Origin of the sequence: Agreia sp. Leaf283 (assembly GCF_001422485.1) — a bacterium.
GTDB lineage: Bacteria > Actinomycetota > Actinomycetes > Actinomycetales > Microbacteriaceae > Agreia.
The window spans coordinates 809305-835328 of record NZ_LMNF01000002.1 but is presented as its reverse complement, the minus strand read 5'-3'; the positions used below and the strand labels follow the sequence as shown (position 1 = coordinate 835328).

Genomic DNA, 26024 nt, shown 5'->3' with positions numbered 1-26024 from the left:
GACACAGTGGGAGAGTGACCGCGCACCGATCCGTCCGCCTGACGACGATGGCCGTCGTCCTGGCTTTCGCCGCGGGCGCCACGGATGCCTTCGCCTTCCTCCAGCTGCTCGGCGTCTTCACCGCGAACATGACCGGCAACCTCGTGCTCGCCGGTCTGACCGAACGAAGCGGGTACTCGACCTCGATCGGAGGCATTCTCGTGGCTCTCGTCGTCTTCGTCGTTGTGCTCTACGTCGCGTTCCGAGCGGCGCCCAACGGTGAACGGAGGGGCGCCCTGATCGGCGTTCTCGCCGCCGCGGCGCTCGCGCAGCTCGTGGTGCTCGTCATCTGTGCGGCATCGCCGGGCACGAAGACGATGCCCCTGATCATGGTCTCGATCGGGCTGTCGGCGTCGGCCATGGCCTGCCAGACCGTCGTCGCCAAGCGTCTGGATGGCGAGTCCGGGGTCACCACCACCTACGTGACCGGCACGCTGACCAGCATCATGGCCGACGCCGCCGATCGACGACAGCAGGATCTGCTCACACGGATCGGCGTCGTGGCCGCTCTCGTTCTCGGAGCGCTGTCGGGATCCCTGCTCATCGGGGTGTCGCCGAGTCTCGGGGCCGCCCTGCCCGTGGTTCCGGCCATCGCCGGCGTCGTCCTGCTTGCCCGCCTCGGGATCGCGTCACGCACATAGACTCTTGCGTATGACGCAAGAGATGATCGACGATGTGGTGCGCCAGCGCATCCGGAGCCTGCGACTGTCGTTGGGCTGGACCCTCGACACCCTCTCGAGCCGATGCTTTCTCTCGCCGTCGACCCTGAGCCGCATCGAGACGGGCCACCGGCGCATCGCCCTCGACCAGTTGGTGCCGATCGCGCAGGCTCTCGGCACGACGCTCGATCAGCTCGTCGAGCCGGAGGGCGACGACGACGTGGTGATCCGGCCCGAACCCGAGACGAGTGCGGGATCGACCATCTGGCTGCTCTCGCGCGAGCGCGATCGACGCGGCGTGATGATCGCCAAGATGCGCATCACTCCCGAGCGCGCCAAGGTCGAACCGCAGGTGCACCCCGGCTACGAGTGGTTCACCGTGCTGAGCGGCGTGCTCACGCTGAGGCTCGGCGAGCGCACGATCCAGGTGCGTGAAGGCCAGGCCGCCGAGTTCTCGACCATGACCCCGCACGCCCTCGATGCCAACGACGGCCCGGTCGAGCTGCTCACGATCTTCGACCACGATGGCGAGCGTGCGCACCTGCCAGGCCGAATTTCGCGTCGACCCCCGGGCTGAAGAGCACCGAGTCGGGCGGCCCGTCGACGATGCCGGGCAGCCCGGCGGCCGCGCAGAGCTCGTCGTGCAGCGTGGTGACACGCGCCGGATGCAGGACCCACGGCTCGTGCTCGTTCGGCAGCCACTGCGTGTGGCCGAGCCGGCCCTGGAAGAGCCCCCAGCGAGCGGTCAGGAACAGCGAGAGCTCGTCGTCGACGCGGCGCGAGTAGTCGACGGAGACGTCGAGTCGGAAGCGGGGCTCGGGCGAGGAAGGGAGCAGCCCCCTGCGTCTCGACGCGTACTGCCACCCGTCTGACGTCTGCCGCTGGTCGGTGCTCGACCAGACGTACGGAAGCCCGAAGAGGGCGCGGGCGGCGACGACGGCGGGCAGGCTGGATGCCTCGAGCGACCGGAACACGACACCTCGACGGCCGGCGCCGTCCACACCGTACAGTCGCACGTTGACCTCGGTGAACGACCCCCACCGCGACGTCGGCGGAAAGGGGCCGACGCGCGCGTCGCCGAGCCGGAACGCGATGAGCCCCACCCAGGTCGACCCGTCGAACACGTCCGGAACGACGCCCGGCGGAAGCAGGGGTGCCACGATCTCGGGCGCCACCCGCCAGTGGACGAACGCCACCTGGCGCCACTCCTGGGCGGCGACGACACCGCCTGACAGCGGGGGAGCCGTTCGAGTGAGCTCCACCTCTAGGCCGGGGCCTTCTCGACGGTGATGTCTTCTTCGGTGCGCAGCCGCACCCATCCGGTTCGAGGCGAACCGTCGGCGCGACCGGCGAGAACGGGCGCCATGACGTCGGCGTCGATGAGCTCGCCGAAATCGAGCCCGGTGAGGCTCGCCACGTCGTCGACCGGAACCTGATAGCTGAAGTACGGGCCGAGCGGGGGAGGACTGCCGTCGATGAGGGCCTGCGCGCTGGCGTCGTTGAGGTCGATGTCCGAGAGCTGGGGCGACTGGTCGAGCACGAAGGCCGCGGCTCGCAGGGCGTCGGCGCCGGATGCGTCGGTCGTCCAGGCGACGACCTTCCAGAAGGCCTGGGGGATGCCCACACCCCGGTAGAGCGGATCGTTCAGTGCCAGAACGGGCGCGGTGAAGACGCTGATCCGGTTGCGGTTGGCCTGCGCGTAGGCGAGCACGTGGTCTTCGAGACCGAGCCACAGCTCTTTGGACTGGTTGAACTCGCCGGCCTGCGGAGCGGCATTCGTGTACGCGAACGTATCGACATTCGCCCGGGCGGCCGTCGCGCGGTCGCCCCAGACCGGATCGCGGCGGCGCACCAGGTGTCCGCGATCGAGGTCGTTGCCCGCATAGACATCCGGTCCGGTCTGTTCGTTCTCGGGGATCCGGTCGTCGAGGTGCCAGTCGTCCCCGCGGTCGAGGTCGAGCAGCAGCTCGCCGTCGATGTTCACTCCGGTCGACTGCGCGAGCCGCCTGACGGGATCGAGCAGCACCGTGAAGTGCGTGTACGCGAGCTCACGAACGGGCGAACCCACGGCCGGTGCGGGCAGGGCGACCGGAAGAGCGAGGAAGTCTTGCGTGTACCCCGCGCGGTCGGGTGTCGTGGCATCCATCGACCCAGTCAACCATCCGAGCGGCCGGGCCACGTCGGCAATTCCGACCATTGTCCGAAATCCTCGAACGCGGTATCGGGCAGCGAAGCGGAGGGCTACCGTGAGCGACATGCGCGACGAGATGCGAGAGCTTCTGGCCTCCTGGCGGGCCGTACCAGCGTTCCTCTGCGACCGGCACTTCACGGTCGTGGCGTCGAATACCGCGGCCAGCGCGGTGAGTCCTGCATTCGTGGAGGGCACGAATCTGGCGCGGTTCGCCTATCTCGAACCGGATGTCGACCGAAACCATGCGATGTGGCCCGAGGCCTCCAGCCAGGTGGCGGCCCTTCTGAGGGAGTCCCTCGACGAGCACGAGGCGGACCCCTCCTTCCACACGATCGTGGGGGAGCTCTCGGCGCACAGCCGGGACTTCTCGATCGCGTGGGCCGACGACGCCCGAACAGCGAAGACCCGAGGCGTCGTCCCCTTCGACGAGACCCCGGTGGGGCCGATCGTGCTCGCGTACCAGCTGCTGACGGTGCCGGGTGATGATCGCGATGTGCTCTTCGTGTGGCACCCCGTCGACGACGGGTCACGGGAGGCTCTAAGACAGCTGCTGGCCCTGCTGGAGGAGTGAGGGCGAGTTCCGGTGGGAGCTCCAGAGCCGGTCCAGCTTCAAAGCCATGTGCAGGCTGCTGCGGGCCGATCCGTCGTGTAGAGCGTCGCGCACCGCATCCGGTGCCTTGTCGAGCCGGTAGTAGAGCGTGGTGCGGTGGATGTGCAGCCGGGCGCAGGCGTCGCCGATGCGGCCGGCCACGTCGAGATAGACCTCGACGGTCTCGCGGTAAATGGCGTTCGTCGGATCGAGGAGCACCTCGGCGGCCGGCGAGATGTCACGAACACGAACGGAGCCCGGCGCGATGCGACTCAGCATGATCCAGGGCCCGAGGTCGCCGTACCAGCCGACCTCGGCGAGCTCGGGCAGGGCCGTCAGGATGCCTGCGGCCCGTTCGGCGCGCTCCGCCGCGGGTGCGAGGTCGTAGTCGGTGTTCTCGACGAGCGCGGCGCCGATCGCGACGATGCGCAGCTCGAACCGGCCGGCCATCGAACGGATCCGCTCGGCGAGCTCCCCGTCTGTGTCTCCGGGCCGCGCGCGTGTGACGAAGAACAGGCATCCCGACTGCTCGCCCACGAACGCCGTGCCGAGACCGGCCGAGGTCGCGATCCGGCCCGCAAGGGCCCTCGCCCTGAGCGCACCCGCCTGGGGCTCGATGACGACGGCCCAGACCGACGAGGGGAAACCGGGATCGAGCCTGTGGTGGGCCATCGCCGAGGAGGACGTGACGCGCTCATCTGTCAGCTGGTAGAGAGTCATGGTCGCGAGCCTAGAAGCGACGATCGGGCCGCCACATGGCCGTGCCATTACCACCCACACGTCGCCGCAATCATGTCCGTTTCTGCACCATGCAGGGCTGAACGCGCTCTCACTCCGGATGCGCGGCGTCGGTGAGAATCTTTCGTGGGGCCCTCCGGCTCCGTCGAGGTGAGGAAGAAGAGACATGGGCGCGTCAGCGAGTCCGTTGGGGGAGTTTCTTCGCGCGCGACGCAAGCTCCTGAAGCCCGAAGATGTGGGTCTGCCGCTCGATGCGGCCCGCCGTGTGCCCGGCCTGCGCCGGGAGGAGGTCGCCGCACGGGCCGACATCAGCCCCGAGTACTACCTGCGAATCGAGCAGGGTCGCGACAGGCGGCCGTCGGAGCAGGTCGTGCGCTCGCTGGCCAAAGCTCTCCTGCTCGATGACGACGGCGCGAACTACCTGTTCCGGGTGGCGAGGCCGCTTCCGTATCTGCGAGCCGTGCGCGAGCCGTCCGTGGTGAGTGACAGCGTGCGACGCCTGCTCGATGCATGGACCCAGACTCCGGCGTATGTGACCGACGCCAATCTCGACGTGCTGGCCGCGAACCGCCTGGCGCGTCTCGTGTCGCCCGGCATCCTCGTGCCCGGAACCAATCTTCTCGAGGCCGCGTACGACCACCTCACGATGACGACCGTGATGAACGGCGCCGACGTCGAACTCGAATGGGAGGAGACGATCCGCGAATACATCGGAGCCCTGCGATTCAACGGCGACCCCGACGACGCGCGGCTTCAGGATGTCGTCGGCCGGCTCTCGAGTCGGCACCTGTCGTTCCGGCGCATCTGGGCCGAGCACGACGTGAGCCCTCTTACGACAGGGCTGCGGCCTGTGACCATCGAGCCGTTCGGCCGGGTCGACCTCGTCTGGCAGACCCTCGGCATCCCCCGGTCGCCCCGGCAGTTTCTCACGACCTATATGGCCGAGCCCGGCTCACGGTCGGCGCAGGCGCTCAGAGCCCTGTCGGGTGGACTGGAATCGACGCTGGTACTCGGAGGGCGTGATCGTGAATCGGGCGACGAACGAGCGTCGTAGCGACACCGGCGTCGCGTAGCCAGAGTGTGCGGCGGCATCGGCCACCGATGCGCCGGAGTCGAGATACGACACGGCCAGGTCGAGGCGCATGGAGGTGACGTACTCGATCGGCGACATGCCCAGCTCATCGCGCATCACCCGGGTCAGGTGCCGCGGACTCACGTTCGCGAAGGATGCCAGGCTGCCGACCGTGTACGGCCTCGACGGGTCCTCGCTGATGTGATCGGTGATCACGGTGATGAGGGGAGTGCGAGGGGGAGGGCCCTGTAGCGCCGCGGAGAATTGCGACTGGTTGCCGGAGCGCTTCATGTGCACGAGAAGAAGCTGGGCCACCGACCGGGCAACCCCCGGACCGTAGTCGAGCTCGAGCAACGAGAGTGCGAGGTCGATGCCCGCAGCGACGCCGGCGGAGGTGAAGGTGTTGCCGTCGTGCACGAAGATCGCTTCGGCCTGAACGTCTATGTCGGGAAAGCGCTCCGCCAGGGTCGAGCTGAACTTCCAGTGGGTCGTCGCCGACTTGCCGGCGAGGAGGCCCGCGGCGGCGAGGCCGAAGGCTCCCGTGCAGATGCCGGCGATGCGGGTCGACCGGGAGGCCAGCTTGGCGACCGCGTCGAGGAGCTGCGGATCGGCGAACACGGTCAGCGCCTTCTCTGTGCCCGGCACGATGAGCGTGTCGAGACGACCCGCATCCGCCACCGACGTCTGCACCGCCACCTGGATGCCCATCGAGGTCGTCACGGGCTGCCCGGTGCGGGAGATGGTGACGATCTCGTAGCCCGCCGAGCGCTGGTTGGCCTCGAAGAACACCTCGGCCGGCCCGACGAAGTCGAGCATCTTCACGTCGTCGAAGAGCAGGATGCCGACGCGCGGCAGCCGCCGGGTCGCGGTCGACCGAGTGGGGTGCATGATGTCCTGACGTCAGGCGCGCACTGATTCTGGAGCGCAGGCTCTATTAAAGCCTACTCGAGGGCCTCACACCGAGATGCGGTATCCCCGCTTGATGACAGTCGACACGATTCCCGGCACGGGCAGCGACTGACGCAGACGACTGATGGCCACATCGGTGGCGTGATCGTCCTGCATGTCGGGCTGGGCAGCCATCAGCTCTGCTCTCGAGAGCACCGCGCCCCGCGCATTCATGAGCGCCCGGAAGAGGGCGAGCGAGAGCGGGGCGAGCGTCGCCTCGGACTCGCCGACGCGCACGAGCCGACCGCGCAGCTCGATGTCGCCATGCTTCGTCGCCAGCCTGATGATCCGGTTCTCCTCCAGATACTCGCACACCAGGCGGATGAGGGCTCCCATGCGATATCGGGGCGGGACGATCGGATCGATACCGGCGGCTACGAGGGGCGCCGCTGTGACGTGGCCGACGGCGGCAGCCACGACCGTGCCTGTGAACGCGGCCTGGAGCTCGTCGAGTCGACCGGCTCCGTCCGCCGCCGCGAACAGTGCTTCGACGGCGGGAGCGCTCGTGAAGGTGACGGCGTCGAGCGAGCCGGCGCAGATGGCGTCGACGAGGCGAAGCACACGTGACGAATCCGCCGGCAGTGACCAACGATAGGGCGCGGCGGTGAGAACTGTTGCGCCCGAGTCGCGCAGCCGTTGAAGCTGACCCTCATCGGTGAACCCGTGCAGCTGCACGGCGACGACACGTCCCGACGCGCCGTCGCGCAGAACATGGTCGACGAGCGACTTCGTCGTCTCCTCGTCGCTCATCCCGGAATCGTCGAGGCCGGCTGCGCGGACGGCGCCGCGCGCCTTCGGCCCTCGCACCAGGATGCGGGACTGAGCGAGGGTCTCGCTGAGTTCGTGTCCGATGCCTGCAGCATCTGCGGCCTCGAACCACCGGCGCACGCCGTAGGAGGTCGTGGCGAGCAGCACATCAGGTCGGCCCGCGATGATCGCCAGGGTGTCGGCCGTCAGTTGTGCATCGTCATCCGAGGCAGCGATCCGGATGGCGGGGGCATGCATGACATCGGCCCCCCGGCGCTCGAAGGCTGCGATCAGGTCTTCAGATCTCCGGTCGCTCGTCACGCCGATACGGAAGCCGCGCAGCTGGTCCGCGCGGAATCCGATGAGGGGGGCATCCGTGTCTCCATCGGTCACGTGCGTCTCCGTCAGTCGGTCGTCAGTTCGGCCGCAGCATCCTGAAGGAACGTCGCGGTCGTCACATCGAGTTGCTCGCTCAATCGTACGACCTCGCCGATTACGACGACGGCGGGTGAGAGCACGCCGAGTCGCGAGGCGAGTGCGGCGATGTCGGCGAGGGTCGCTCGGGTGGTGCGCTGGCTCGTCGAGAATCCCTTCTCCACGATCGCGACGGGCATGGACGCGCGCATGCCGGCCCGTGCGAGGCCGGCGGTGAGGTGCGGCAGAGTGCCGACACCCATGAGAACGACGATGGTGCCGCCAAGGCCCGCGAGGTGCACGAGCTCGCTCTCTGCGAGAGGCGTGTGGCCCGAGACCACGGTGAAGAGCCGGGAGATCTCCCTATGAGTCACCGGGATTCCTGCCGCCCCGGGAACGGCGATGGCGCTGGTCACACCGGACACCACGGTCACAGGAACGCCGGCCCGGCTGCACGCCAGAACCTCCTCGCCGCCACGCCCGAACACGAAAGGATCGCCACCCTTCAACCGCACCACGGTTCGGCCCGCGAGCGCGGCTTCGACCAGCTTCTGCTCGATCTCGGTCTGGTTGACCGCGTGGTGCCCGGGCGTCTTGCCCACGTTCACGAGCTCAGCCCCCGGTGCCCACTCCGACAGGCGCGCGACCGGTCCGAGCCGGTCGAAGAAGACGACATCGGCCTCGCGCAGAGCCGTGAGCGCGGCGACGGTCAGCAGTTGACCGTCGCCGGGGCCACCGCCGACAAGGGTGACGCGACCGAGGGGCAGCGTGGGGCTCGGAGGTTCCGCGGTGAGCCAGACCCGGGCGTCTCGCGACGCCCGCTCGAGTGCGTCGGTCGTCGCCGAGTCGACACCCACCGAGATCACGAGATCGACCGATGACACGAGCGTGCGCCACTCGAGGCGATTCTGCGGCAGAACGACGCGCACGACGATCTCGGCGGCGCGGTCGTCGCGGCCCTCGTCGTCGTCGTCGGCGAGGTACACGCGCGCGCCGGATGCGAGGCAGCGCGCGATCGTGTGGCGCGCCTCGCCCGCGTGCCCGACGACGAGAACTCGACGACCCGCGAGGTTCACGGAGATGTCCATGGGGGCTATTGTCCTCTCCGCACGGGAATCGTCGGTCCGGAGAGCAGCACGCCTCCGGCCGATGCGTGTGCACGCTCATCGGCGGTCGCCGGGCGCGGCTGATCCCGCTCCGTGACCTGCACCACGGCGGGGTCCGGCGTCCTCGGCGCGTTGACGAACGACCGGAAGCGGCGGAGGCGTTCCGGGTCGTTGAGCGTGGCCGCCCATTCGTCCTCGTAGTTGCCCACATGCTCCGCCATGGCGGCCTCGAGTTCCTCGGCCAGTCCGAGCGAGTCGTCGCACACCACCTCGCGCACGTGGTCGAGGCCGCCCGGCAGCTCCTCCTGCCAGCGGGCCGTGCGCTGCAGGCGATCGGCGGTGCGGATGTAGTACATCAGGTAGCGGTCGATGTAGGAGATGAGCGTCGCGTCGTCGAGATCCTGCGCCAGCAGCTGGGCGTGCGCGGGCTGGTATCCGCCGTTTCCGCCGACGTAGAGGTTCCACCCCTGCTCTGTCGCGATGATTCCGATGTCCTTGCTGCGCGCCTCCGCACATTCGCGGGCGCAACCAGAGACGCCCAGCTTGAACTTGTGCGGCGACCGCAGCCCGCGGTACCGCAGCTCGAGCTCGATGGCCATCGCGACTGCATCCTGAACACCGAAGCGGCACCAGGTGGAGCCGACGCACGACTTGACCGTGCGCAGCGACTTGCCATAGGCCTGGCCCGATTCGAATCCGGCGTCGACCAGGATCTTCCAGATGTCGGGCAGCTGCTCGAGTCGCGCCCCGAACATATCGATGCGCAGTCCTCCCGTGAGCTTCGTGTACAGGTTGAACTGTTCCGCCACCTCGGCGATCACCTTGAGCTTCGCCGGGGTGATCTCCCCGCCCGGGATGCGGGGCACGACAGAGTACGTGCCGTCCTTCTGCATGTTCGCGAGCGCCCGGTCGTTGGTGTCCTGCAGGGCTCCGCTGCCCGAGTCGAGGATGTACTTCGACGTCTGGGTGGCCAGAATGGATGCCATCACCGGCTTGCAGACGTCGCAGCCGAGTCCGCGGCCGAAATGCTCCATGATCTGCTCGTAGCTGGTGAGCTGCAGGATCCTCACGGCTTCGAACAGTTCGCTGCGGCTGAGGTCGACATGCTCGCAGAGCGCTTTCGACACCTCGATGCCGGCCTTGGAGAGTTCTGTCTCGAGGATCTTCTTGACGAGGGGAACACAGGAGCCGCACTGCGTGCCGGCCCGGGTGCAGCTCTTCAACGGTCCGAGCTCGGTGCAGGCCTCGCCGTGCTCGCCCCGAATCGCATCGCGAACGGCTCCCACCGACACGTTGTTGCACGAGCACAGTTGCACGTCATCGGGGAGTTCGGCGCTCGCGGGAGCCTCAGCACCCGAGGTCGAGAGATAGGCTCCGGGTTCGCCGGGAAGCTCTCGACCGAGCAGGGGTCTGAGAGCGGAGTAGGGTGCGGCGTCGCCGACGAAGATGCCGCCGAGGAGAGTCTTGGCATCGTTCGAGACGACGAGCTTCTGGTACATGCCGCGCGCTGGATCGGCGTACACGACCTCGAGTGCGCCGTCAGAGGCGGCGAACGCGTCGCCGAAGCTCGCGACCTCGACCCCTGAGAGCTTCAACTTCGTCGCGTCGTCGATGCCGGGGAAGCTCGCGTGCCCGCCGTGGATGCGGTCGGCGACGACCTCGGCCATGGCGTTCGCCGGGGCCACGAGTCCCACACACACCCCTCCGACGCTCGCCACCTCGCCGATGGCCCAGATCCCGTCATGGGAGGTCGCGCAGTCGTCGCCGATAACGATGCCGCCGCGCGCGCCGATCGCGAGTCCGGCATCCCGGGCGAGCTCGTCTCTCGGAGTGATGCCGATGGAGAAGACGACGAGGTCTGCATTGATCGCCCTGCCATCGGTGAGTTCGACGCCCAGCACGGTGCCCGATGGGCCGGTGATCACGCGGGCCGGTCGATTGCCGAGGGCAAGCGTCACGCCCTGAGCCTCGATCAGGCGCCCGAGAGCCTGGCCCGCGCCCTCATCGAGCTGTGACGACATGAGCCACCGCCCCGAGTGGACGATGCTCGCCCTGGCCCCGAGGCGCTGCAATCCTCCGGCCGCCTCGAGCCCGAGCAGGCCGCCGCCGACCACGATCACATTCGTCGGCCTGCCGAGCCGCGATGAGAGTCGGGCCGACTCCGCCACGAGGAAGTCGACGTCCTCGATCGTGCGGTACACGTATCCGGCGTCCGCGCCCGGGATCGGTGGCACGGTCGCCGCGGAGCCGGTCGCGAAGACCAGGTCGTCGTACGGCTCCGAACTGCCGTCGGCGAGCTCGACGCGACGCGCACCCGTGTCGACGCGGGTCGCCGCGACGCCGCCTCGATAGCGGATGCCAGGGGCTTCCCACAGCGCGCGATCGCCCAGAGTCAGGTCCTCCGCGGAGACGAGACGACGGGAGAGGGCGACCCGGTCGTAGGGGAGGTGTGTCTCTTCGCCGAGCACGGTGACCGTGACCGGTCGAGCGCCGTCTCGTCGGGAATGCACGGACTCGGCGAATCGATGCGCGGCCGGCCCTCCGCCGATGACGACGACCCGGTGGGGGCGGCCGCCAGAATGCTCCGGTGTCGTCATCGCTGTGCCTCTCGCATGCGTCGTCAGGGAATGCTCGAAGCCTAGGCAGCGCCGGTTTCTCGACGATTGCGCCCACGTAACGGCGTGTGACCGGCACCTCACCGCATTGATGCGCCGCGGAGAGGTCTTTGTTACGCAACCGTCACGGCAGCCGTCCAGCGCCGAAATCTGCGCGGCCTAGCGTGGGACGCATGACCACCTGGATCCGCGTCTGCCGGCTCGACGAGCTCGAGGTCCTCTGGGGTGAGGCCGCCCTCATCGAGGGCGAGCAGTTCGCCCTCTTCCGTCTTCCTGACGACCGGGTGCACGCGGTCTCCAACCAGGATCCGGCCACAGGCTCGCAGGTCCTGTCGCGGGGCATCGTCGGTTCTCGCGGCGATCGCGCCACCATCGCATCGCCCTTGCATAAGCAGGTCTACGACCTCGAGACGGGCGAGTGCTTCAGCGCGCCCGACTACCGTCTTCCCGTCTTCGCCGTGCGCATCGTCGACGGTGTCGTCGAGATCGACACCCGCCCGGATCGTGGGCAGAGCGGCGCAGCAGCGTGACCGGTGCGGCACCGGCGCTCGTCGCGGCGTCTCATGGAACGAGCGATCCGGCCGGGCGCCGGGCCGTCGCATCCCTCGTCGCGGCCGTCACCGATCGGCGCCCCGACGTGACGGTCGTCGGTGCGTTCGTCGACGTGCAGCAACCGGATGTGCCGACCGCCCTCGACGGGATGTCGAGCGGGGCGCCGGTCGTGATCGTGCCGTTGCTGCTGTCGACGGGCTACCACGTGCACGTCGACCTCGCCGAGGCCGCCGCGGCCGCCGGGGCCGACACCCGGCAGCCTGTTGTGGTCACGTTGGCGCTCGGTCCGGATGCGCGTCTCGCGCGCATCCTCGCGATGCGACTGGCGGCCATCGGCCTCGACGACGACGATGTCGTGGTACTGGCAGCGGCCGGATCGAGCGACGCCGGCGCCGTCGTCGACTGCCGCGCCATGGGGTCCCTGCTCGAGGCCGAACTGGGGCGACCCGTCGTCGTCGGATTCCTGTCGGCCGCGGAACCGCGCCTCGGCGATGCGGTGACGGCTGCCCGCGCGGCGAATCCCGGTCGGCGGATCGTGGCTGCGAGCTACCTCCTCGCCCCCGGCTACTTTCACTCGCTCGTTCAGCGAGCGGGTGCGGACGCGGCGTCGGAGCCGTTGCTGGTCGATGGCGAGCAGCCGCCCGTCGTGCTGGTCGACGTCGTCGTCGACCGGTACCTCCGCGCATGTGACGAGCATGTTACGGCGGCCTATCAGGGTGCGCGAACCGATGCGACGACATGGTGACCGAACGGTAATCGGTCAGGCCGTCTGCTGAAACACCGCGTGGATAGCGTCATGAGCGTCAGCCCATCCACCCCGCGCACCACCGATCGACGGAGAACGTCTTGACCCACACCGAAACTCCCTCCGCACTGTTCGACACGTCGAAGAACGAGGTCCCGGCGCTGTCGATGCGCCCTGGCCGCTGGATCGACAACTGGAACGCCGAGGATCCCGATCAATGGGAGAGCGGCGGAAAGCGGATAGCTGCCCGCAACCTCCGCTGGTCGATTTTCGCGGAGTTCCTCGGCTTCGTTATCTGGCAGCTCTGGAGCATCGTCGTCGTTTCTCTTCCCGCGGCCGGATTCACCTTCGATACCGGGCAGATCTTCTGGCTGATCTCCATCCCCAGCCTCGTGGGGGCGACCCTCCGCTTTCCCTACAGCTTCATGGTGCCGAAATTCGGCGGCCGCAACTGGACGATCATCTCGGCCGGGCTGCTGCTCATTCCTGCGACCGGACTCGCCATCTGCGTCGGCAACCCCGACACCCCGTTCGGTGTGATGCTGACAGTCGCTGCTCTCGCGGGACTGGGCGGAGGCAACTTCGCCAGCTCGATGTCGAACATCACGTACTTCTATCCTCAGAGCCAGAAAGGATGGGCGCTCGGACTCAACGCTGCGGGAGGAAACCTCGGCGCCTCGGTCGCACAGCTCATCGTTCCCATCGCCATCACCATCGGGGCCGCGACGACCCTCACCCTCCCGCTCGCCGGATGGATCTGGATCCCGTTCATCCTCGTGGCGATGTGGGGCGCGTACCGGCACATGGACAACCTCTCGAGCGCGAAGGCCGACTTCTCCGCCTCGCTTGCCGCCCTCAGGGAGCCGCATCTGTGGATTCTTGCTCTGCTGTACATCGGCACCTTCGGATCGTTCATCGGATTCGCCAGCGTGTTCCCCAAGCTGATCGCAGACCAGTTCCCTGAGTTCTCGACGTTCGCCGTGGGCTCCGCCTCCCTCTCGCTCGCGTTCCTCGGTGCGCTGGTCGGCTCGCTCTCGAGGCCCTATGGCGGCCGGCTCGCCGATCGCTTCGGGGGAGCGCGTGTGACGATGGCGGCGTTCGCTGTGATGGCTGTCGGCGCGCTCGCGGTGACCTGGACCATCGGCATGAACAACTTCTGGATCTTCCTCGGATGCTTCCTCCTGCTCTTCGTCGCCGGCGGGGTCGGCAACGGATCGACCTATCGCATGATTCCGAGCGTGTTCGCCGCCCGCTCCGGTGTGGCCGATGCATCGACGAACTCGGGCGACGTGTCCACGCAGCGCAAGACGGCGGCGTCGCTCGGGCTCATCTCGGCGATCGGCGCATACGGGGGATTCATCATTCCGCAGATGCTCGGCCTGTCGAAGACCGCGACAGGCGACTACGGCAGCGCCCTGTATATCTTCGTCGTGGCCTATATCGCGCTCATGGCCGTCACCGGGCTCGTCTACTTGCGCCGCGGTTCGACCTTCGCGGGCCAGCGCATCTGAGCATGACCTCCACCGACGCGAAGACTCACTGTCCGTACTGCGCCCTGCAGTGCGCGATGACACTGACGACCCCGGCCCCGGCCGCCCTCCCGTCCGTCGGACGACGCCTGTCGCTCACGGTGTCAGGGCGTGAGTTCCCGACGAATCGAGGCGGCCTGTGCAAGAAGGGGTGGACCTCGGCGGAGCTCATCGATTCGCCGGAGCGGATCACGACACCCCTCCTGCGGGGCGCCGACGGACTGCTCTCTCCGGTGTCCTGGGAGCATGCGCTCGACGAGGTCGCCCGGAGAGTGTCGACGAGCCGAAGGGTTTACGGGGCCGACTCGGTCGGAGTCTTCGGCGGTGGCGGGCTCACGAACGAGAAGGCCTATCAGCTGGGCAAGTTCGCGCGGGTCGCGCTCGGCACGTCCCGCATCGACTACAACGGTCGCTTCTGCATGTCCTCGGCGGCCGCTGCGGGCAACCGAGCCTTCGGTCTTGACCGCGGCCTGCCTTTTCCCCTCAGTGACCTCGACGGCGCCTCGACCATCATGATGCTCGGATCGAACGTCGCCGAGACGATGCCGCCCTTCATCGGCCACCTCGCGGGCGCGCGCGCTGCGGGCGGCCTCATCGTCGTCGACCCGCGTCGATCGCCGACTGCGCGGCTCACCGAAGACGGGGCAGGCGTGCACGTGCAGCCGACGCCGGGAACCGACCTCATCCTGCTCCTCGGGCTCACGCACATCGTCATCGCCGAACGACTGCATGCCGTCGACTATCTCGGGAGCCGAACCGACGGATTCGATGGCGTGCGTCGCAGCGTCAGCGAATGGTGGCCCGAGCGCGTGCAGTCCCAGACGGGAGTACCCGCACACCAGCTGCGCGAGATCGCGCGACGACTCGCATCCGGCGTCGGCACCTACATCCTCACCGGTCGGGGCGTCGAGCAGCACGCGAACGGCACCGACACGGCGACGGCCGCCATCAATCTGGCACTCGTGCTCGGGCTGGTCGGAACCGACGGCAGCGGCTACGGCACGCTGACCGGCCAGGGCAACGGGCAGGGCGGCCGAGAACACGGCCAGAAATGCGATCAGCTCCCCGGCTACCGCAAGATCTCAGATCCGGCCGCGCGCACACACGTCGCGGCTGTGTGGGGAATAGACGAGGCTGCTCTGCCCGGCGCCGGTCTGCCCGCCGTCGAACTGCTCGCGTCGCTCGGCGAACCCGGCGGCGTGCGCTGCCTTCTCGTGCACGGATCGAACGTGGTCGTCTCGGCGCCGGACGTCTCTGCTGTGCGGGCCGGGCTCGCGCGCCTCGACCTTCTCGTCGTCTGCGACTTCTTCCTCACCGAGACGGCACGGCTCGCCGACGTCGTGCTGCCGGTCACCCAGTGGGCGGAGGAGGAGGGGACGATGACGAATCTCGAGGGCAGGGTGCTGCGCCGACGCCTCGCCGCAGAGCCGCCGCCCGGGGTCCGCAGCGAGCTGTGGATACTCGCTGAACTGGCTCGCCGGCTGAAGTCACCCGGAACGTTCAGCACTCACGCGCCCACCGTGTTCGATGAGCTCTGCCGGGCTTCGGAGGGAGGCATCGCCGACTACTCCGGGATCAGCTATGACATCCTCGACGACGACTCCATCGCCGCCTACTGGCCGTTCCCTCGAGGGTCCTCCGGCACGCCGCGGCTGTTCGCCGAGCGGTTCGCGCACGACGACGGACTCGCCAGACTCGTTCCCGTGAAGGCGCACGAACAGAAGGCTGCCGCGCAGAAGGACGGTGTCGTCACCCTCATCACCGGGCGACTGCTCGAGCACTACCAGTCCGGAGCCCAGACGCGCCGCGTGCCCGAACTGCTCGAGTCGAAGCCGGAGGCCCGCGTGCAGATCCATCCGGCGACGGCGGAGCTTCATGGTATCGACGATGGCGCCTGGGTCGAGCTCGCCCGCGGCGAATCAATGGTGCTGTGCCGTGCAGACCTTAGCCTCGAGATCCGTCCCGACACGGTCTTCCTGCCGTTCCACTTCGCCGAAGACCAGAGCGCCAATCTCCTCACGGAGCAGCTCACCGATCCGATCTCCGGCATGCCCGAATTCAAGCGGACGACGGTTCGGATCCAGCCCGCGGATCCCGCCCGCAGACAGGAGGTCGTCGGTGCCTGATTCACCGCTGCGCGTCGTTGTGATCGGGTACGGTCCTGTCGGCGCACGCCTGGTCGACGAACTCCTGCCGGCCGCTTCCGACGGCCTCGTAGAGGTGACCGTCGTGGGTGCCGAGCAGGACCCGGCCTACAACAGAGTGCTCATCGCGGAGCTCGCCGTCGGGCGGGCCGAGCGCGAGATGCTCGACGTCACGGATCCGGACGAGGCCCGTGCTGCGGGCGTCACCGTGTTGACAGGCGTCACCGCCGTGTCGATCGAACGAACCCGCCGCAGAGTCGTGCTGAGCGACGGATCCGCACTGGCGTACGACAGGGTCGTGCTGGCCACCGGTGCCCGGGCGAATATTCCGACGCTCGCGGGCATCACCCGGCTGAGGCGCGACCATCGTCGACCGTCCGAAGAGGCTCATCGGCTCGACGACGCAGGCGCTCCGCTGCCTCGGGGGGTCACCGTGCTGCGCGACCTCGCCGACGCGACGACCGTCGCTCGCGCGGTGGAACGCGGCCAGCGGATACTCGTGCTCGGCGCGGGGGTGCTGGGAATGGAGATCGCCCTGGCCGCCGCCGAAGCGGGGGCTCAGGTGGGTGTGGTCTACCACGGGGAGGTCCCGATGGCGCGGCAGCTCGACCGCGGTGCTGGACTGCTCCTGGCGCGTGGAGCCCGAGCGGCGGCGGTGAGCATGATCTCGCATTCTCCCGCCGAGAGCGTTCTCTTCCGCACCGATGCCGATGGTGTCGAGCGATTCGACGCGCTCGTGTGCGCCGATGGCAAGCAGATCTTCGCCGACCTGCTCGTGCTCAGTTGCGGCGTCGGTGCTCGGAGCGAGCTCGCGCGACTGTGCGGGCTCGACGTCGCCGCAGGCATCCTGGTCGACGAGAGCCTCACGAGCTGGACCGACGAGCGCATCCATGCGATCGGGGACTGCGCGCAGATCGCTCCGCCGCCTCGGCCCGGTGACTCGCAGGCCCCGCCGGTCGGTGCACCCGCGGGCCTCATCGGGCCCGGGTGGAGGCAGGCCGACTGGCTCGCCCGAACCCTCGTCGCCGTCGCGGAGGGGCACAGCAACCCCGAGCCGTTGGGCGCCGATCCCCGTCCGGTGGTGATGCTGAAGGCATCCGGCATCGACGTCGTCGCTGTCGGAGACGTCTCACGAGACGTGTTCGACGATCTCGCCGCGGATGTGCACGGTCCATCGATCGGCCATGCAGCAGGATGCCCGGTCGATCCGCCGCTGCGGGTGGCGAGCTGGATGGACGCCGAGCACGGACGCTACGTGAAGATGATCACCCGCGCAGGCGTTCTCGAGGGGATGGTGTGCGTCGGAATGCCCCGAACGGCGGCAGAACTCACGCTGCTGTTCGAACGTCGTAGCGAGCTGCCCACCGACCGGTCGGTGCTGCTTCGCCACGACGGCCCCGACATCGACTCATCGGCGGCCGGCGACGCGTTCGCCCCGGACTCCACCGTCTGCTGGTGCAACGCCGTCACCGTCGCCGGCATCGCTGCGGCGGCTGAGGCGGGTCACACCACGGTCGCGTGCGTGGGCAAGGCCACTCGAGCCGGCACCGGATGCGGCGGGTGCAGAGAGCGCATCGGCCAGGTTCTCGAGCATCACTCCGCCAGGATCGCGTCGATCTGACCCATCGCGAGCGTCATGCCCTCCTGCATGCCCATCTCGACCATCTTCTCGAGCTGGTCGACACTCACGAACCTGCTCAGCGTCGTCATCCGTGTCTTTCCGTCGACCGATTCCAGAGTGACGATCGCGCGCACGGGCTCGATCGAGTCGTCGGGATTGCCATGCTCATCGGCGAAACCGTCGTCGAACTCCAGTCGCGTGGGCGCGTCGACCGCCGTGACGAGCCACCATCCGCCGGCCTTCGTGCCATCGGGCCCTGTCATGTAGTACGAGGAGCGGGAGCCCACCGAGAGCTCGTGTGCGGTGAAGGTGGCGGGCCAGGTGGGTGGGCCCCACCAGCGCTCGAGCTGGCGAGGATCCTCCCAGACCTGCCAGACCCTGTCGACGTCGGCCGCGAATTCGGCGACGAACGTGAGGGTGAGTGCGTCTGTGTCCTTGTCGACGCTGAGAATGGTCATGGCTTCTCCTTCAGGGGTCTTCGGCGAGGATGTCGTCGATGCGGCGGGCGCGCTGCGCCCAGATCTGCTCGAACGCGTTCAGCAGCGTCTGGGCTCTGCCGATCGTGTCGATGCGGCTGTGCACGAGCTGTTCTCTACCGCGACGCTCCTTCGTCACGAGGAGCGCACGTTCGAGCACCGTCACGTGCTTCTGCACGGCGGCGAAGCTCATGTCGTAGTGCTCGGAGAGCGCCGTCACCGACTGGCCCGTGACGAGCACGCGGCTCACGATGTCGCGCCTCGTCGCATCCGCCAGTGCCTGGAAGATGCGGTCGATCTCGGATTCGGTCAGCTCATGTACAACCATTTGGTTGTACGATACGCCTCACTCGCCCGAAGGGCAAGAGCCTTAGTTCTGGCCGGGCTGATCCTCGTCGCCGCGGCCCACGGTGCCGTCGTCTCCCGGGGCCGGCGCGGGCGCGACGCTGGACTGCGGAGTCGGGACGGTACCCGGCTGTGTCGGATCGGTCGTGGGAGTCGGAGTCGTCGTAGCGGGTGCGTCGGTCGAGGAGTCGTCGCTCGAGTTCGATCCCGAGCCGGACCCGTAGACCAGGTCGTCGTCGGGATCGGGGAAGTCGGCGGCCGGCTGCAGGACCTCGTCGTTCGCCGTCATCACGGACTTCCAGATCCGGTGACGCACGCTGTAGCCCGAGTACCCGTTCGTCTCGACATCGGTCATCGAGACGTCGCCGGAGACGTTGCCGACCCAGACGGCGGTGGCGGCCCTCGTGCTCGCCCCGATCATCCACGTGTCCTTCTCGTTGTCGGTGGTGCCCGTCTTGCCGATGTGCTCGACGTCGTCGTACGGGTTCGAGGCTGTCGCCGTTCCGCTCTGGATCGGCCCCTTCATCGCGTAGGCGAGGGTCGACGCGACCGACGGGTCGAGGGCCTGGGCGCAGTCGGCCTGGGGAGGCTGCAGCTCAGCGCCCGAGGCGTCGAGGATGCGATCGATGGCGATGGGCTTGCAATAGACACCGTTGGCCGCGATACCGGCGTAGGCGGCGGCCATGGTCAGCGGCGCGATCGTCTGGGTGCCCAGGATGTCGGCGAGGTTCGAGCCGAGTTCGCCTCCGTCAGCGCGGTGCACGCCCAGCGACTGGGCCGTGTTGCGGATCTGGCAGAGGTCGAGGTCTTCGGCCATGGCGATGAAGGCGTTGTTCACCGAGTCCGTGAGGGCGTACTGCACCGTGATGGTGCCGGGCCGGGAACCGCTGTCGTTCTTCGGGGCGTAGGGCTCGCCGCTGATGTCGACGCAGGAATTCGTGAAGTCGGCGCGATCGAAGGTCTGAGGATTGCCGTTGACCCGTTCGCCCAGCGTGTTGCCCTGCTTGAGCCACTCCGCGAGCGTGAACACCTTGTAGGTCGAGCCGACCTGGAACCCGCTCGACCCTCCATAGCCCTGGTCGGTGTTGTAGTTCAGCGAGGTGCTGCCGGGGTCGGTCGACTCTCCGGCCACGTAGCTTTTGTTCTGCGCCATCGCGAGGATGCGGCCCGTTCCCGGTTCGACCGTGACGATGGTCGAGCCCAGGTCGAGTTCGTCGCTCGATGCGGGCACGTACTCCGTCATGGTCTCGTTCGCGTTGGCCTGAAGGGTGGGGTTCAGGGTCGTGAAGATCTGGAATCCGCCCGTCTTGAAGTTCGACCAGCGCTCGTCGGCCGTGGCGCCGAACGTGGGGTCGTTCTTGACGATCCAGGTCACGTAGTCGCAGAAGTAGGCGGCACCGGATGCCGCGGTCTGGCATCCCGTCGACGGCTCGGTGATCGCCGGGGTGACGGGGGTGGCGACGGCCTCGTCGTACTGGGCCTTCGTGATGGTGTGCTGCTTGAGCATGGATGCGAGCACGTCGATGTCGCGACGGGCCTTGTTCGCCTCGATGTTCTCGGGCTCGTCGATGCGCAGGCCGTTCGGCTCGTTCACGGTGGCGATCAGGCTCGCGGCCTGCGCGACCGTGAGCTGCGCGGCCGTCGTGCCGTAGTAGTAGTTGGCGGCCGCTTCGATGCCGTAGACCGACCCGCCGAAGTTGGCGATGTTCAGGTAGCCCAGCAGAATCTGGTCTTTGTCGTACCTCTTCTCGAGGCCGATGGCCAGCCGCATCTCGCTCAGCTTGCGGTCGAGCGACGTGTCGGTCGCCTCGGCGTAGGCCTTCTCGCGGTCGGCCTCGTTGTCGAGGGTCTCGGCCCGCTGCACCAGGATGTTCTTCACGTACTGCATGGTGATGGTCGACGCTCCGCTCTCGACCCCGCCTGAGGTCAGATTGCTGAGGGCCGCGCGCAGGGTCGATGTCAGGTCGACGCCGTTGTGCTCGTAGAACCGCGGATCCTCCGTCGAGACGACCGCGTCCTTGACCGCCGGGGCGATCTCGTCCCAGCCGACCTCCTGGCGGTTCTGGTCGAAGACCGTCGCGAGCAGCGTGTTCGATCCATCGGTGTTCGTCGAGTAGATCTCGGACTTCTGCGACAGCGCACCGATGTCGAGGGTCGACGGCAGGTCTTCGAACAGGCCGACCGAGCGGGAGACCGTTGCGCTCGTGAGCGATACGGCGGGAACGGCGAGGGCGGTGACGAGGACACCGGCGATGACGCTCACTCCGAGCAGCTTCAGCCAGGGCTTCGCCGCCGACAGGACACGTGACGAGGATTCAGGCATAACAGTTGAGGATACGTAGATGCACCTCCGAGGTGCCTGAATCGTGCCACGGTGTCACAGAGAGTCACACGACTTCCGCCCACGGCCCGTCGGGTGAAGGCTGAGTCCCATGACACTGAACACCTCTGCACGCGGCACCCGGCACGTCGGCTCGGTCGAGCCCATCTCCGACAGTGCGGGCCTCGACGCCGACTCGTTCAAGGCCGTGTTCCGCAACCATCCGGCCGGGGTCGCCGTGATCACGGCCGATGCGGGCGACGGCCCCGTGGGCCTCACGGCCACCTCGGTCTTCTCCGTGAGCGCCGAGCCGCCCCTGCTGGTGTTCTCCGTCTCCGGCCAGTCCTCCAGTGCGCCGACTATCCGCGCGGCAGACACCGTGGTCGTACATCTTCTCGGCGCGCAGCAGCTCGACCTCGCGACGCTCTGCGCCACGAGCGGCATCGACCGTTTCGCCGACACCACGATCTGGGATCGGCTGATCACCGGAGAGCCCTACTTCCCCGCGGCCCAGTCCTGGATCAGGGGGCGGGTCATCGAACGCATGGATGCCGGGGGCTCGACCGTGATCGCCGTGCACGCCCTGCAGGCGGGCACCTCGGACGAGGCCGATTCCGCCGAGCCGCTCGTCTACCACAACCGCACGTGGCACAGGCTGGGGTCGCACTCGCGCATAGGCGAATAGAGTTGCACGTGAAAGACCTCGTGCAAACCGAAGGAAGTCCTAAAACATAATGAGTGCTCACTACAACCTCGTCGTTCTGGGAGCCGGCCCCGGCGGCTATGTGGCTGCCATCCGTGCCGCGCAGCTCGGGCTCAGCGTCGCCGTCGTCGAAGAGAAGTACTGGGGCGGTGTCTGCCTCAACGTGGGCTGCATCCCGTCGAAGGCTCTGCTCCGCAACGCCGAGTTGGCGAACATCTTCGCCACCCAGGCGACGGAGTTCGGAATCTCCGGAGAGGCCTCGTTCGACTTCGGCGCGGCCTTCGACCGCAGCCGCAAGGTGGCCGACGGGCGCGTCAAGGGCGTGCACTTCCTCATGAAGAAGAACAAGATCACCGAGTACGACGGCCGGGGTTCGTTCGACGACAGCCACTCGCTCACGGTCGCCAAGTCCGACGGAACGGCAGAGCAGCTCACGTTCGACAACGCGATCATCGCCACCGGGTCGACCGTTCGACTCCTCCCCGGTGTGACCCTCAGCGACAACGTCGTCACCTATGAGAGCCAGATCCTGACCCGCGAGCTGCCGAAGTCGATGGTCATCGTCGGCGCTGGCGCCATCGGAATGGAATTCGCCTACATCCTGCGCAACTACGGCGTCGAGATCACCATCATCGAGTTCCTCGACCGGGCTCTTCCGAACGAAGACGTCGACGTCTCCAAGGAGATCGCGAAGCAGTACAAGAAGCTGGGTGTCACGCTGCTCACCTCGACGAAGGTCGAGAGCATCGTCGACAACGGCTCGTCCGTCACCGTCTCGTACACCGCCAAGGATGGCGCGCAGGGGTCGATCGAGGTCGACAAGGTCATGATGTCGATCGGTTTCGCACCGCGCGTCGAGGGCTTCGGACTCGACAAGACGGGCGTGCAGCTGACCGAGCGCGGAGCGATCGCGATCGACGACCACATGCGCACCAACGTTCCGAACATCTACGCCATCGGCGACGTCACGGCCAAGCTGCAGCTCGCACACGTCGCCGAGGCGCAGGGTGTCGTGGCCGCCGAGACGATGGCCGGCGCCGAGACCCAGTCGCTCGGCGACTACCGCAACATGCCGCGGGCGACCTTCTGCCAGCCGCAGGTCGCGAGCTTCGGCCTCACCGAGCAGCAGGCGCGCGACGAGGGGCACGACGTGCTCGTCTCGACGTTCCCCATGACGGCCAACGGCAAGGCCCACGGGCTCGGCGAGCCGGCCGGTTTCGTCAAGCTGGTCGCCGACGCGAAGTACGGGGAGTTGCTCGGTGGCCACATGGTCGGTCACGACGTGTCCGAGCTGCTCCCGGAGCTCACCCTTGCGCAGATGTGGGACCTCACGGCGACCGAGCTGGCACGCAACGTGCACACGCACCCCACCCTGAGCGAGGCCCTGCAGGAGGCATTCCACGGGCTCAAGGGGCACATGATCAACCTGTAGACATGTCCGATCGTGCGCGATTCGATGACGCGGTGCGCGCGCTGTCGACGCCCGGAGATCTGCGAGCCGACCTCTGCTCGCCGTTCCTGTCGGTGCTGCCGGTGACGGGTGTGTCCATATCCGTCCTCGGCGGCATCGCCGGACCTGGCACCATCTGCGCGAGCGACCGCCGGGCGAGTCGGCTTGACGAGCTGCAGTTCGATCTGGGAGAGGGGCCGTGCTGGCAGGCCCTGGCGAGCCGTCGTCCGGTGCTGACCGAAGACATCCGGCACAAGACGGCCTGTGACGCCTGGCCTGCTCTCGTGGGGGCGCTCGGCGACGAGCGGATCATGGGCGTCTTCGCGTTCCCGCTGGCCCTTGGAGCAGTGGGCATCGGTGCGGTCGACCTGTACACCGAGCGGCCGGCGCGGCTCGACGACGGCGAGGTGGCCGATGCGGTGGCACTGGCCGGATTCGCGGTGTGGCACGTGCTGCACCGGGTGCTCGACGACCACCGCTCGCAGGAGGACTCGAACGAGGAGGAGCCCGCGTCGTCACGACGGGAGTTCCATCAGGCCACCGGGATGGTGCTGGCGCAGATGGGCATCCAGGCATCCGACGCTGCCCTGCTGATCCGTGCTCACGCCTTCTCGACCGGGCGCACCGTGGTCGAGGTCTCCCGCGATGTCGTCGACAGGCGGCTCGTGTTCTCCGAGGAGATGCCGTGATCGCTCGATGTGCTCGCCCGCGACAGTTAAGGTTGACCTCATGGTGAGCAGAACGCGCGAGGCTCAGTTGACCGCCACGTTCGTGACCCTCGCAGACACCTTGGTGGCCGACTACGACGTGGTCGAGCTGCTCCACACGCTCATCAGCACCTGCGCGGAGCTGCTCGACGCTGCGGGCGCCGGGCTCACCCTGGCAGCGTCGGGGGGCCAGCTCGAGGTGCTCGCGTCGACGAGCGAGGAGAGTCGGCTGGTCGAACTCATGCAGCTGCGTGCCGGAGAGGGGCCGTGCATCGAGGCCTACCTCAGCGGCACGGTGGTGGCCGTCTCCGATGTCGCAGACGTGGTCGACGTCTGGCCGCTGTTCGCGCAGAAGGCATTGTCGCTGGGGTTCCGCTCGGTGCATTGCATCCCCATGCAGCTCCGGGGCGAGACCATAGGCAGCCTCAACCTGTTCCGCGCCACCCTGGGGCGGCTGCCCGACGAAGACATCGCCGTGGCCAGGGGGCTCGCCGACATCGCCACCATCGGCATCCTGCACCAGCGGGCCATGAGCGAGAGCGACGTCGCCCGTCAGCAGCTGCAGCTGGCGCTCGACAGCCGGGTGCTCATCGAACAGGCCAAGGGCGTTCTGGCACACACCCATTCGCTCGACATGGACGGCGCGTTCACTCTTCTGCGCACCTACGCGCGCACGAACGGGGTCCGGCTTCAAGACGTCGCGCGCGACGTCGTCGAGAGGCGACTCACGATCTGACTGCTGTCAGATGCCCGTTCCGCTCTCCCATAGATGCTCGGATGTGCCGCTGATCAGAGCCGCCACCCCCATTGCCTGGCTGTCGGTGAGCGAGGCGATGTAGTCGACGATGCCGCGCCCGCGGCCTCGGGCGATGAGGCTCTCGTCGTCGATGCGCCCGCGCAGCAGCTCGGGGGAGTCGGACCGCAACCGGAAGTATCCGGCCGTGGCGACCTGCACCAGTTCGACCAGGCGACGGGGCGCGCGAGCCGCGTCGTCGTCGTCGGACAGCCAGGCCCGGAAGCCCTCGACGAGGGTCTCGAGCACACGACCCTGGCCGCGCTGGTAGGTGGCGAGGTCGGGTCGCTCGAGCACGAAACGCGTGTGAACGAACTTGAGCACGACCACGTCGTGCCAGGCCTGCTGGCCGAGCCTCACATGCGCGCTTCTGACGTGGGGGTCGCGGTCGACGACGATCGAGCGCTGCAGCCTGTTGATCCAGCTGCGCGTGAACGACGAGATCGCCCGCTCGGCTCCCATCGAGCCGTCGAACGGAACCGAGAGCAGCCCGTCTCCGAGGTCTTCGCTGACCTTCTGCACGGCGGCCCTGAAGGCGTCGTCGGAGGCGTTCCACGCATCGCGCGCATGGATGCGCCGGCGCACCAGTTCGAGGGCATGGCCCGGTGTGCGGGCGCTCGCCTCGAGCGACTGCTCGTCGAGCCGTGACAGCCGTGCCTGGTCGCGGAGCCAGCTGCGCAGCTCGGCGGAGACGGAGGCCTGCTGCAGAACGCCGGCCCGGTAGAAGTCGTCGAGGTCGTGGATCGAGTAGGCGATGTCGTCGGCGATGTCCATGACCGAGCATTCGACGGTCTGACGCCACTCGCCGATGCCGGGGAAGGCGGAGCGGGCCTCGCGCAGCTCGTCGGCGTCGAGCGTGTAGGCCGAGAACTTGTCGGCCCCGCCGTTGCGCTGCGATCCGACGCCCCGGGGCATTCCGTCCGGCATGTCGGTTCGCACCCGCGACTGCCATTCGGCCCGGAGCCAGGGGTACTTGAGAACGCCCGCACGCACCGCGGCGGTGAGGTTGAGGCCCTGCTCGGTGGCATCGCACGCGTCGAGCTCTGTGAGGATGCGGAAGGTCTGGGCGTTGCCTTCGAACCCCTCGGACAGGTTCAGGCGCTCGCGCGCGAGCCGGTCGAGAACCTGTTCTCCGAGGTGGCCGAACGGCGGGTGCCCCAGATCGTGCGCGCTGGCGGCCGCCTGCACGACGACGGGATCGCATCCCCCGAGTTCGCGCACCAGACGCCCGGTGTCGCCCTGGTCTTGTTCGAGCATCACCGCGATGGACCGGGCGACGGCGGTGACCTTGACCGAATGGGTGAGTCGGTTGTGGATGACGGGACCGGCCCCGGCCTGCGAGATGACCTGGGTGACTGCCGACAGCCGAGAGAAATAGGGCGAGAATCTGATGCGCTCGAGATCGACGCGGAAGTCGGGCTGGGGCTCGATGCGCTCGATAGGGTCGAGCTGTTCGGGGATGCGCCGACGGATGCGCGCCTCGGAGGTGTTCTGCCCTGCGTCTGCGGTGCTCATCTGACC

At 68.0% G+C, this 26024-nt stretch carries 24 protein-coding genes; 13 read left to right on the top strand and 11 right to left on the bottom strand.

The window, feature by feature from the left end; translation table 11 throughout:
* Positions 1-14: 14 nt before the first annotated feature.
* Both ASF51_RS12765 and ASF51_RS12760 read left to right on the top strand, forming a co-directional pair.
* Positions 15-680 (top strand): DUF1275 family protein, encoded by a 666-nt coding sequence (locus ASF51_RS12765; RefSeq protein ID WP_055930159.1) that lies wholly within the window; start codon positions 15-17, stop codon positions 678-680.
* 10 nt (positions 681-690) lie between these two features.
* Entirely contained in the window at positions 691-1275 is a 585-nt protein-coding gene (locus tag ASF51_RS12760; RefSeq protein ID WP_055930156.1) for a helix-turn-helix domain-containing protein, read from the top strand.
* Here ASF51_RS12760 and ASF51_RS12755 read toward each other — a convergent pair.
* Positions 1205-1960, bottom strand: coding sequence for a YqjF family protein (locus ASF51_RS12755; protein ID WP_055930153.1), 756 nt, complete (start codon positions 1958-1960; stop codon positions 1205-1207). The genes ASF51_RS12760 and ASF51_RS12755 overlap by 71 nt on opposite strands.
* A gap of 2 nt (positions 1961-1962) precedes the next feature.
* Positions 1963-2844, bottom strand: a complete 882-nt coding sequence (locus tag ASF51_RS12750) for a DNA/RNA non-specific endonuclease (RefSeq protein WP_055930150.1) — start codon at positions 2842-2844, stop codon at positions 1963-1965.
* Between the two features lie 109 nt (positions 2845-2953).
* Here ASF51_RS12750 and ASF51_RS12745 point away from each other — a divergent pair, with 109 nt between their 5' ends.
* Positions 2954-3460 (top strand): hypothetical protein, encoded by a 507-nt coding sequence (locus ASF51_RS12745; RefSeq protein WP_235497257.1) that lies wholly within the window; start codon positions 2954-2956, stop codon positions 3458-3460.
* Here ASF51_RS12745 and ASF51_RS19425 read toward each other — a convergent pair.
* Positions 3428-4198, bottom strand: a complete 771-nt coding sequence (locus tag ASF51_RS19425) for a helix-turn-helix domain-containing protein (RefSeq protein ID WP_055930144.1) — start codon at positions 4196-4198, stop codon at positions 3428-3430. The genes ASF51_RS12745 and ASF51_RS19425 overlap by 33 nt on opposite strands.
* Positions 4199-4382: 184 nt before the next feature.
* Between ASF51_RS19425 and ASF51_RS12735 the strand changes: the two genes are divergently transcribed.
* The gene (locus ASF51_RS12735; protein WP_082479838.1) at positions 4383-5270 is read left to right on the top strand and encodes a helix-turn-helix domain-containing protein; all 888 of its coding nucleotides are present in this window, start codon (positions 4383-4385) and stop codon (positions 5268-5270) included.
* On the opposite strand, the gene ASF51_RS12730 is transcribed toward ASF51_RS12735, so the two are convergent.
* The 4 genes from ASF51_RS12730 to nirB form a co-directional block, all read right to left on the bottom strand.
* On the bottom strand, positions 5169-6176 hold the full coding sequence (locus tag ASF51_RS12730) for a GlxA family transcriptional regulator (protein ID WP_055930139.1): 1008 nt from the start codon (positions 6174-6176) through the stop codon (positions 5169-5171). The two genes, ASF51_RS12735 and ASF51_RS12730, sit on opposite strands and share 102 nt — an antisense overlap.
* Positions 6177-6242: 66 nt before the next feature.
* The gene (locus tag ASF51_RS12725) at positions 6243-7376 is read right to left on the bottom strand and encodes a uroporphyrinogen-III synthase (RefSeq protein WP_055930137.1); all 1134 of its coding nucleotides are present in this window, start codon (positions 7374-7376) and stop codon (positions 6243-6245) included.
* An 11-nt stretch (positions 7377-7387) separates the two neighbouring features.
* Positions 7388-8485, bottom strand: coding sequence for a uroporphyrinogen-III C-methyltransferase (cobA, locus tag ASF51_RS12720; RefSeq protein ID WP_082479835.1), 1098 nt, complete (start codon positions 8483-8485; stop codon positions 7388-7390).
* Between the two features lie 5 nt (positions 8486-8490).
* Positions 8491-11100: a nitrite reductase large subunit NirB gene (gene nirB / locus ASF51_RS12715; RefSeq protein ID WP_055930134.1), complete on the bottom strand. Its 2610-nt coding sequence runs from the start codon at positions 11098-11100 to the stop codon at positions 8491-8493.
* A gap of 191 nt (positions 11101-11291) precedes the next feature.
* On the opposite strand from nirB, the gene nirD reads away from it, so the two are divergent.
* The 5 genes from nirD (at position 11292) to ASF51_RS12690 (ending at position 17709) form a co-directional block, all read left to right on the top strand.
* A complete protein-coding gene (gene nirD / locus ASF51_RS12710; protein WP_055930132.1) occupies positions 11292-11648 on the top strand; it encodes a nitrite reductase small subunit NirD in 357 nt (118 codons plus the stop codon).
* On the top strand, positions 11645-12415 hold the full coding sequence (locus tag ASF51_RS12705) for a sirohydrochlorin chelatase (RefSeq protein WP_055930129.1): 771 nt from the start codon (positions 11645-11647) through the stop codon (positions 12413-12415). The genes nirD and ASF51_RS12705 overlap by 4 nt, the downstream gene beginning before the upstream one ends.
* 101 nt (positions 12416-12516) lie before the next feature.
* On the top strand, positions 12517-13926 hold the full coding sequence (locus ASF51_RS12700) for an MFS transporter (RefSeq protein WP_055930126.1): 1410 nt from the start codon (positions 12517-12519) through the stop codon (positions 13924-13926).
* 2 nt (positions 13927-13928) lie between these two features.
* A complete protein-coding gene (locus ASF51_RS12695; protein WP_055930124.1) occupies positions 13929-16070 on the top strand; it encodes a molybdopterin oxidoreductase family protein in 2142 nt (713 codons plus the stop codon).
* Entirely contained in the window at positions 16063-17709 is a 1647-nt protein-coding gene (locus tag ASF51_RS12690; protein ID WP_235497232.1) for an FAD-dependent oxidoreductase, read from the top strand. The genes ASF51_RS12695 and ASF51_RS12690 overlap by 8 nt, the downstream gene beginning before the upstream one ends.
* Here ASF51_RS12690 and ASF51_RS12685 read toward each other — a convergent pair.
* From ASF51_RS12685 to ASF51_RS12675, 3 genes are read right to left on the bottom strand one after another with little or no spacing between them, the layout of a single operon-like run.
* Positions 17682-18167 carry an SRPBCC domain-containing protein gene (locus tag ASF51_RS12685; protein ID WP_055930118.1) on the bottom strand — a complete coding sequence of 162 codons (486 nt, stop codon included), beginning with the start codon at positions 18165-18167 and terminating at the stop codon, positions 17682-17684. The two genes, ASF51_RS12690 and ASF51_RS12685, sit on opposite strands and share 28 nt — an antisense overlap.
* A gap of 10 nt (positions 18168-18177) precedes the next feature.
* Positions 18178-18513 carry a helix-turn-helix domain-containing protein gene (locus ASF51_RS12680; RefSeq protein WP_055930114.1) on the bottom strand — a complete coding sequence of 112 codons (336 nt, stop codon included), beginning with the start codon at positions 18511-18513 and terminating at the stop codon, positions 18178-18180.
* Between the two features lie 42 nt (positions 18514-18555).
* Positions 18556-20853: a transglycosylase domain-containing protein gene (locus tag ASF51_RS12675; RefSeq protein ID WP_055930112.1), complete on the bottom strand. Its 2298-nt coding sequence runs from the start codon at positions 20851-20853 to the stop codon at positions 18556-18558.
* Between the two features lie 109 nt (positions 20854-20962).
* Here ASF51_RS12675 and ASF51_RS12670 point away from each other — a divergent pair, with 109 nt between their 5' ends.
* Genes ASF51_RS12670 through ASF51_RS12655 form a run of 4 tightly spaced genes read left to right on the top strand, consistent with a single transcriptional unit; the run spans position 20963 to position 24446 of the window.
* Positions 20963-21535 carry a flavin reductase family protein gene (locus tag ASF51_RS12670; RefSeq protein WP_082479833.1) on the top strand — a complete coding sequence of 191 codons (573 nt, stop codon included), beginning with the start codon at positions 20963-20965 and terminating at the stop codon, positions 21533-21535.
* A 49-nt stretch (positions 21536-21584) separates the two neighbouring features.
* Positions 21585-22985 carry a dihydrolipoyl dehydrogenase gene (lpdA, locus tag ASF51_RS12665; RefSeq protein WP_055930110.1) on the top strand — a complete coding sequence of 467 codons (1401 nt, stop codon included), beginning with the start codon at positions 21585-21587 and terminating at the stop codon, positions 22983-22985.
* Between the two features lie 2 nt (positions 22986-22987).
* Positions 22988-23692 carry a GAF and ANTAR domain-containing protein gene (locus ASF51_RS12660; RefSeq protein ID WP_055930107.1) on the top strand — a complete coding sequence of 235 codons (705 nt, stop codon included), beginning with the start codon at positions 22988-22990 and terminating at the stop codon, positions 23690-23692.
* Between the two features lie 40 nt (positions 23693-23732).
* The gene (locus ASF51_RS12655) at positions 23733-24446 is read left to right on the top strand and encodes a GAF and ANTAR domain-containing protein (RefSeq protein WP_055930104.1); all 714 of its coding nucleotides are present in this window, start codon (positions 23733-23735) and stop codon (positions 24444-24446) included.
* A 6-nt stretch (positions 24447-24452) separates the two neighbouring features.
* Here the strand turns inward: ASF51_RS12655 and ASF51_RS12650 are convergent, their stop codons facing one another.
* Complete coding sequence (locus ASF51_RS12650; protein WP_055930101.1) at positions 24453-26018, bottom strand: deoxyguanosinetriphosphate triphosphohydrolase family protein; 1566 nt, start codon at positions 26016-26018, stop codon at positions 24453-24455.
* Between the last annotated feature and the right edge of the window lie 6 nt (positions 26019-26024).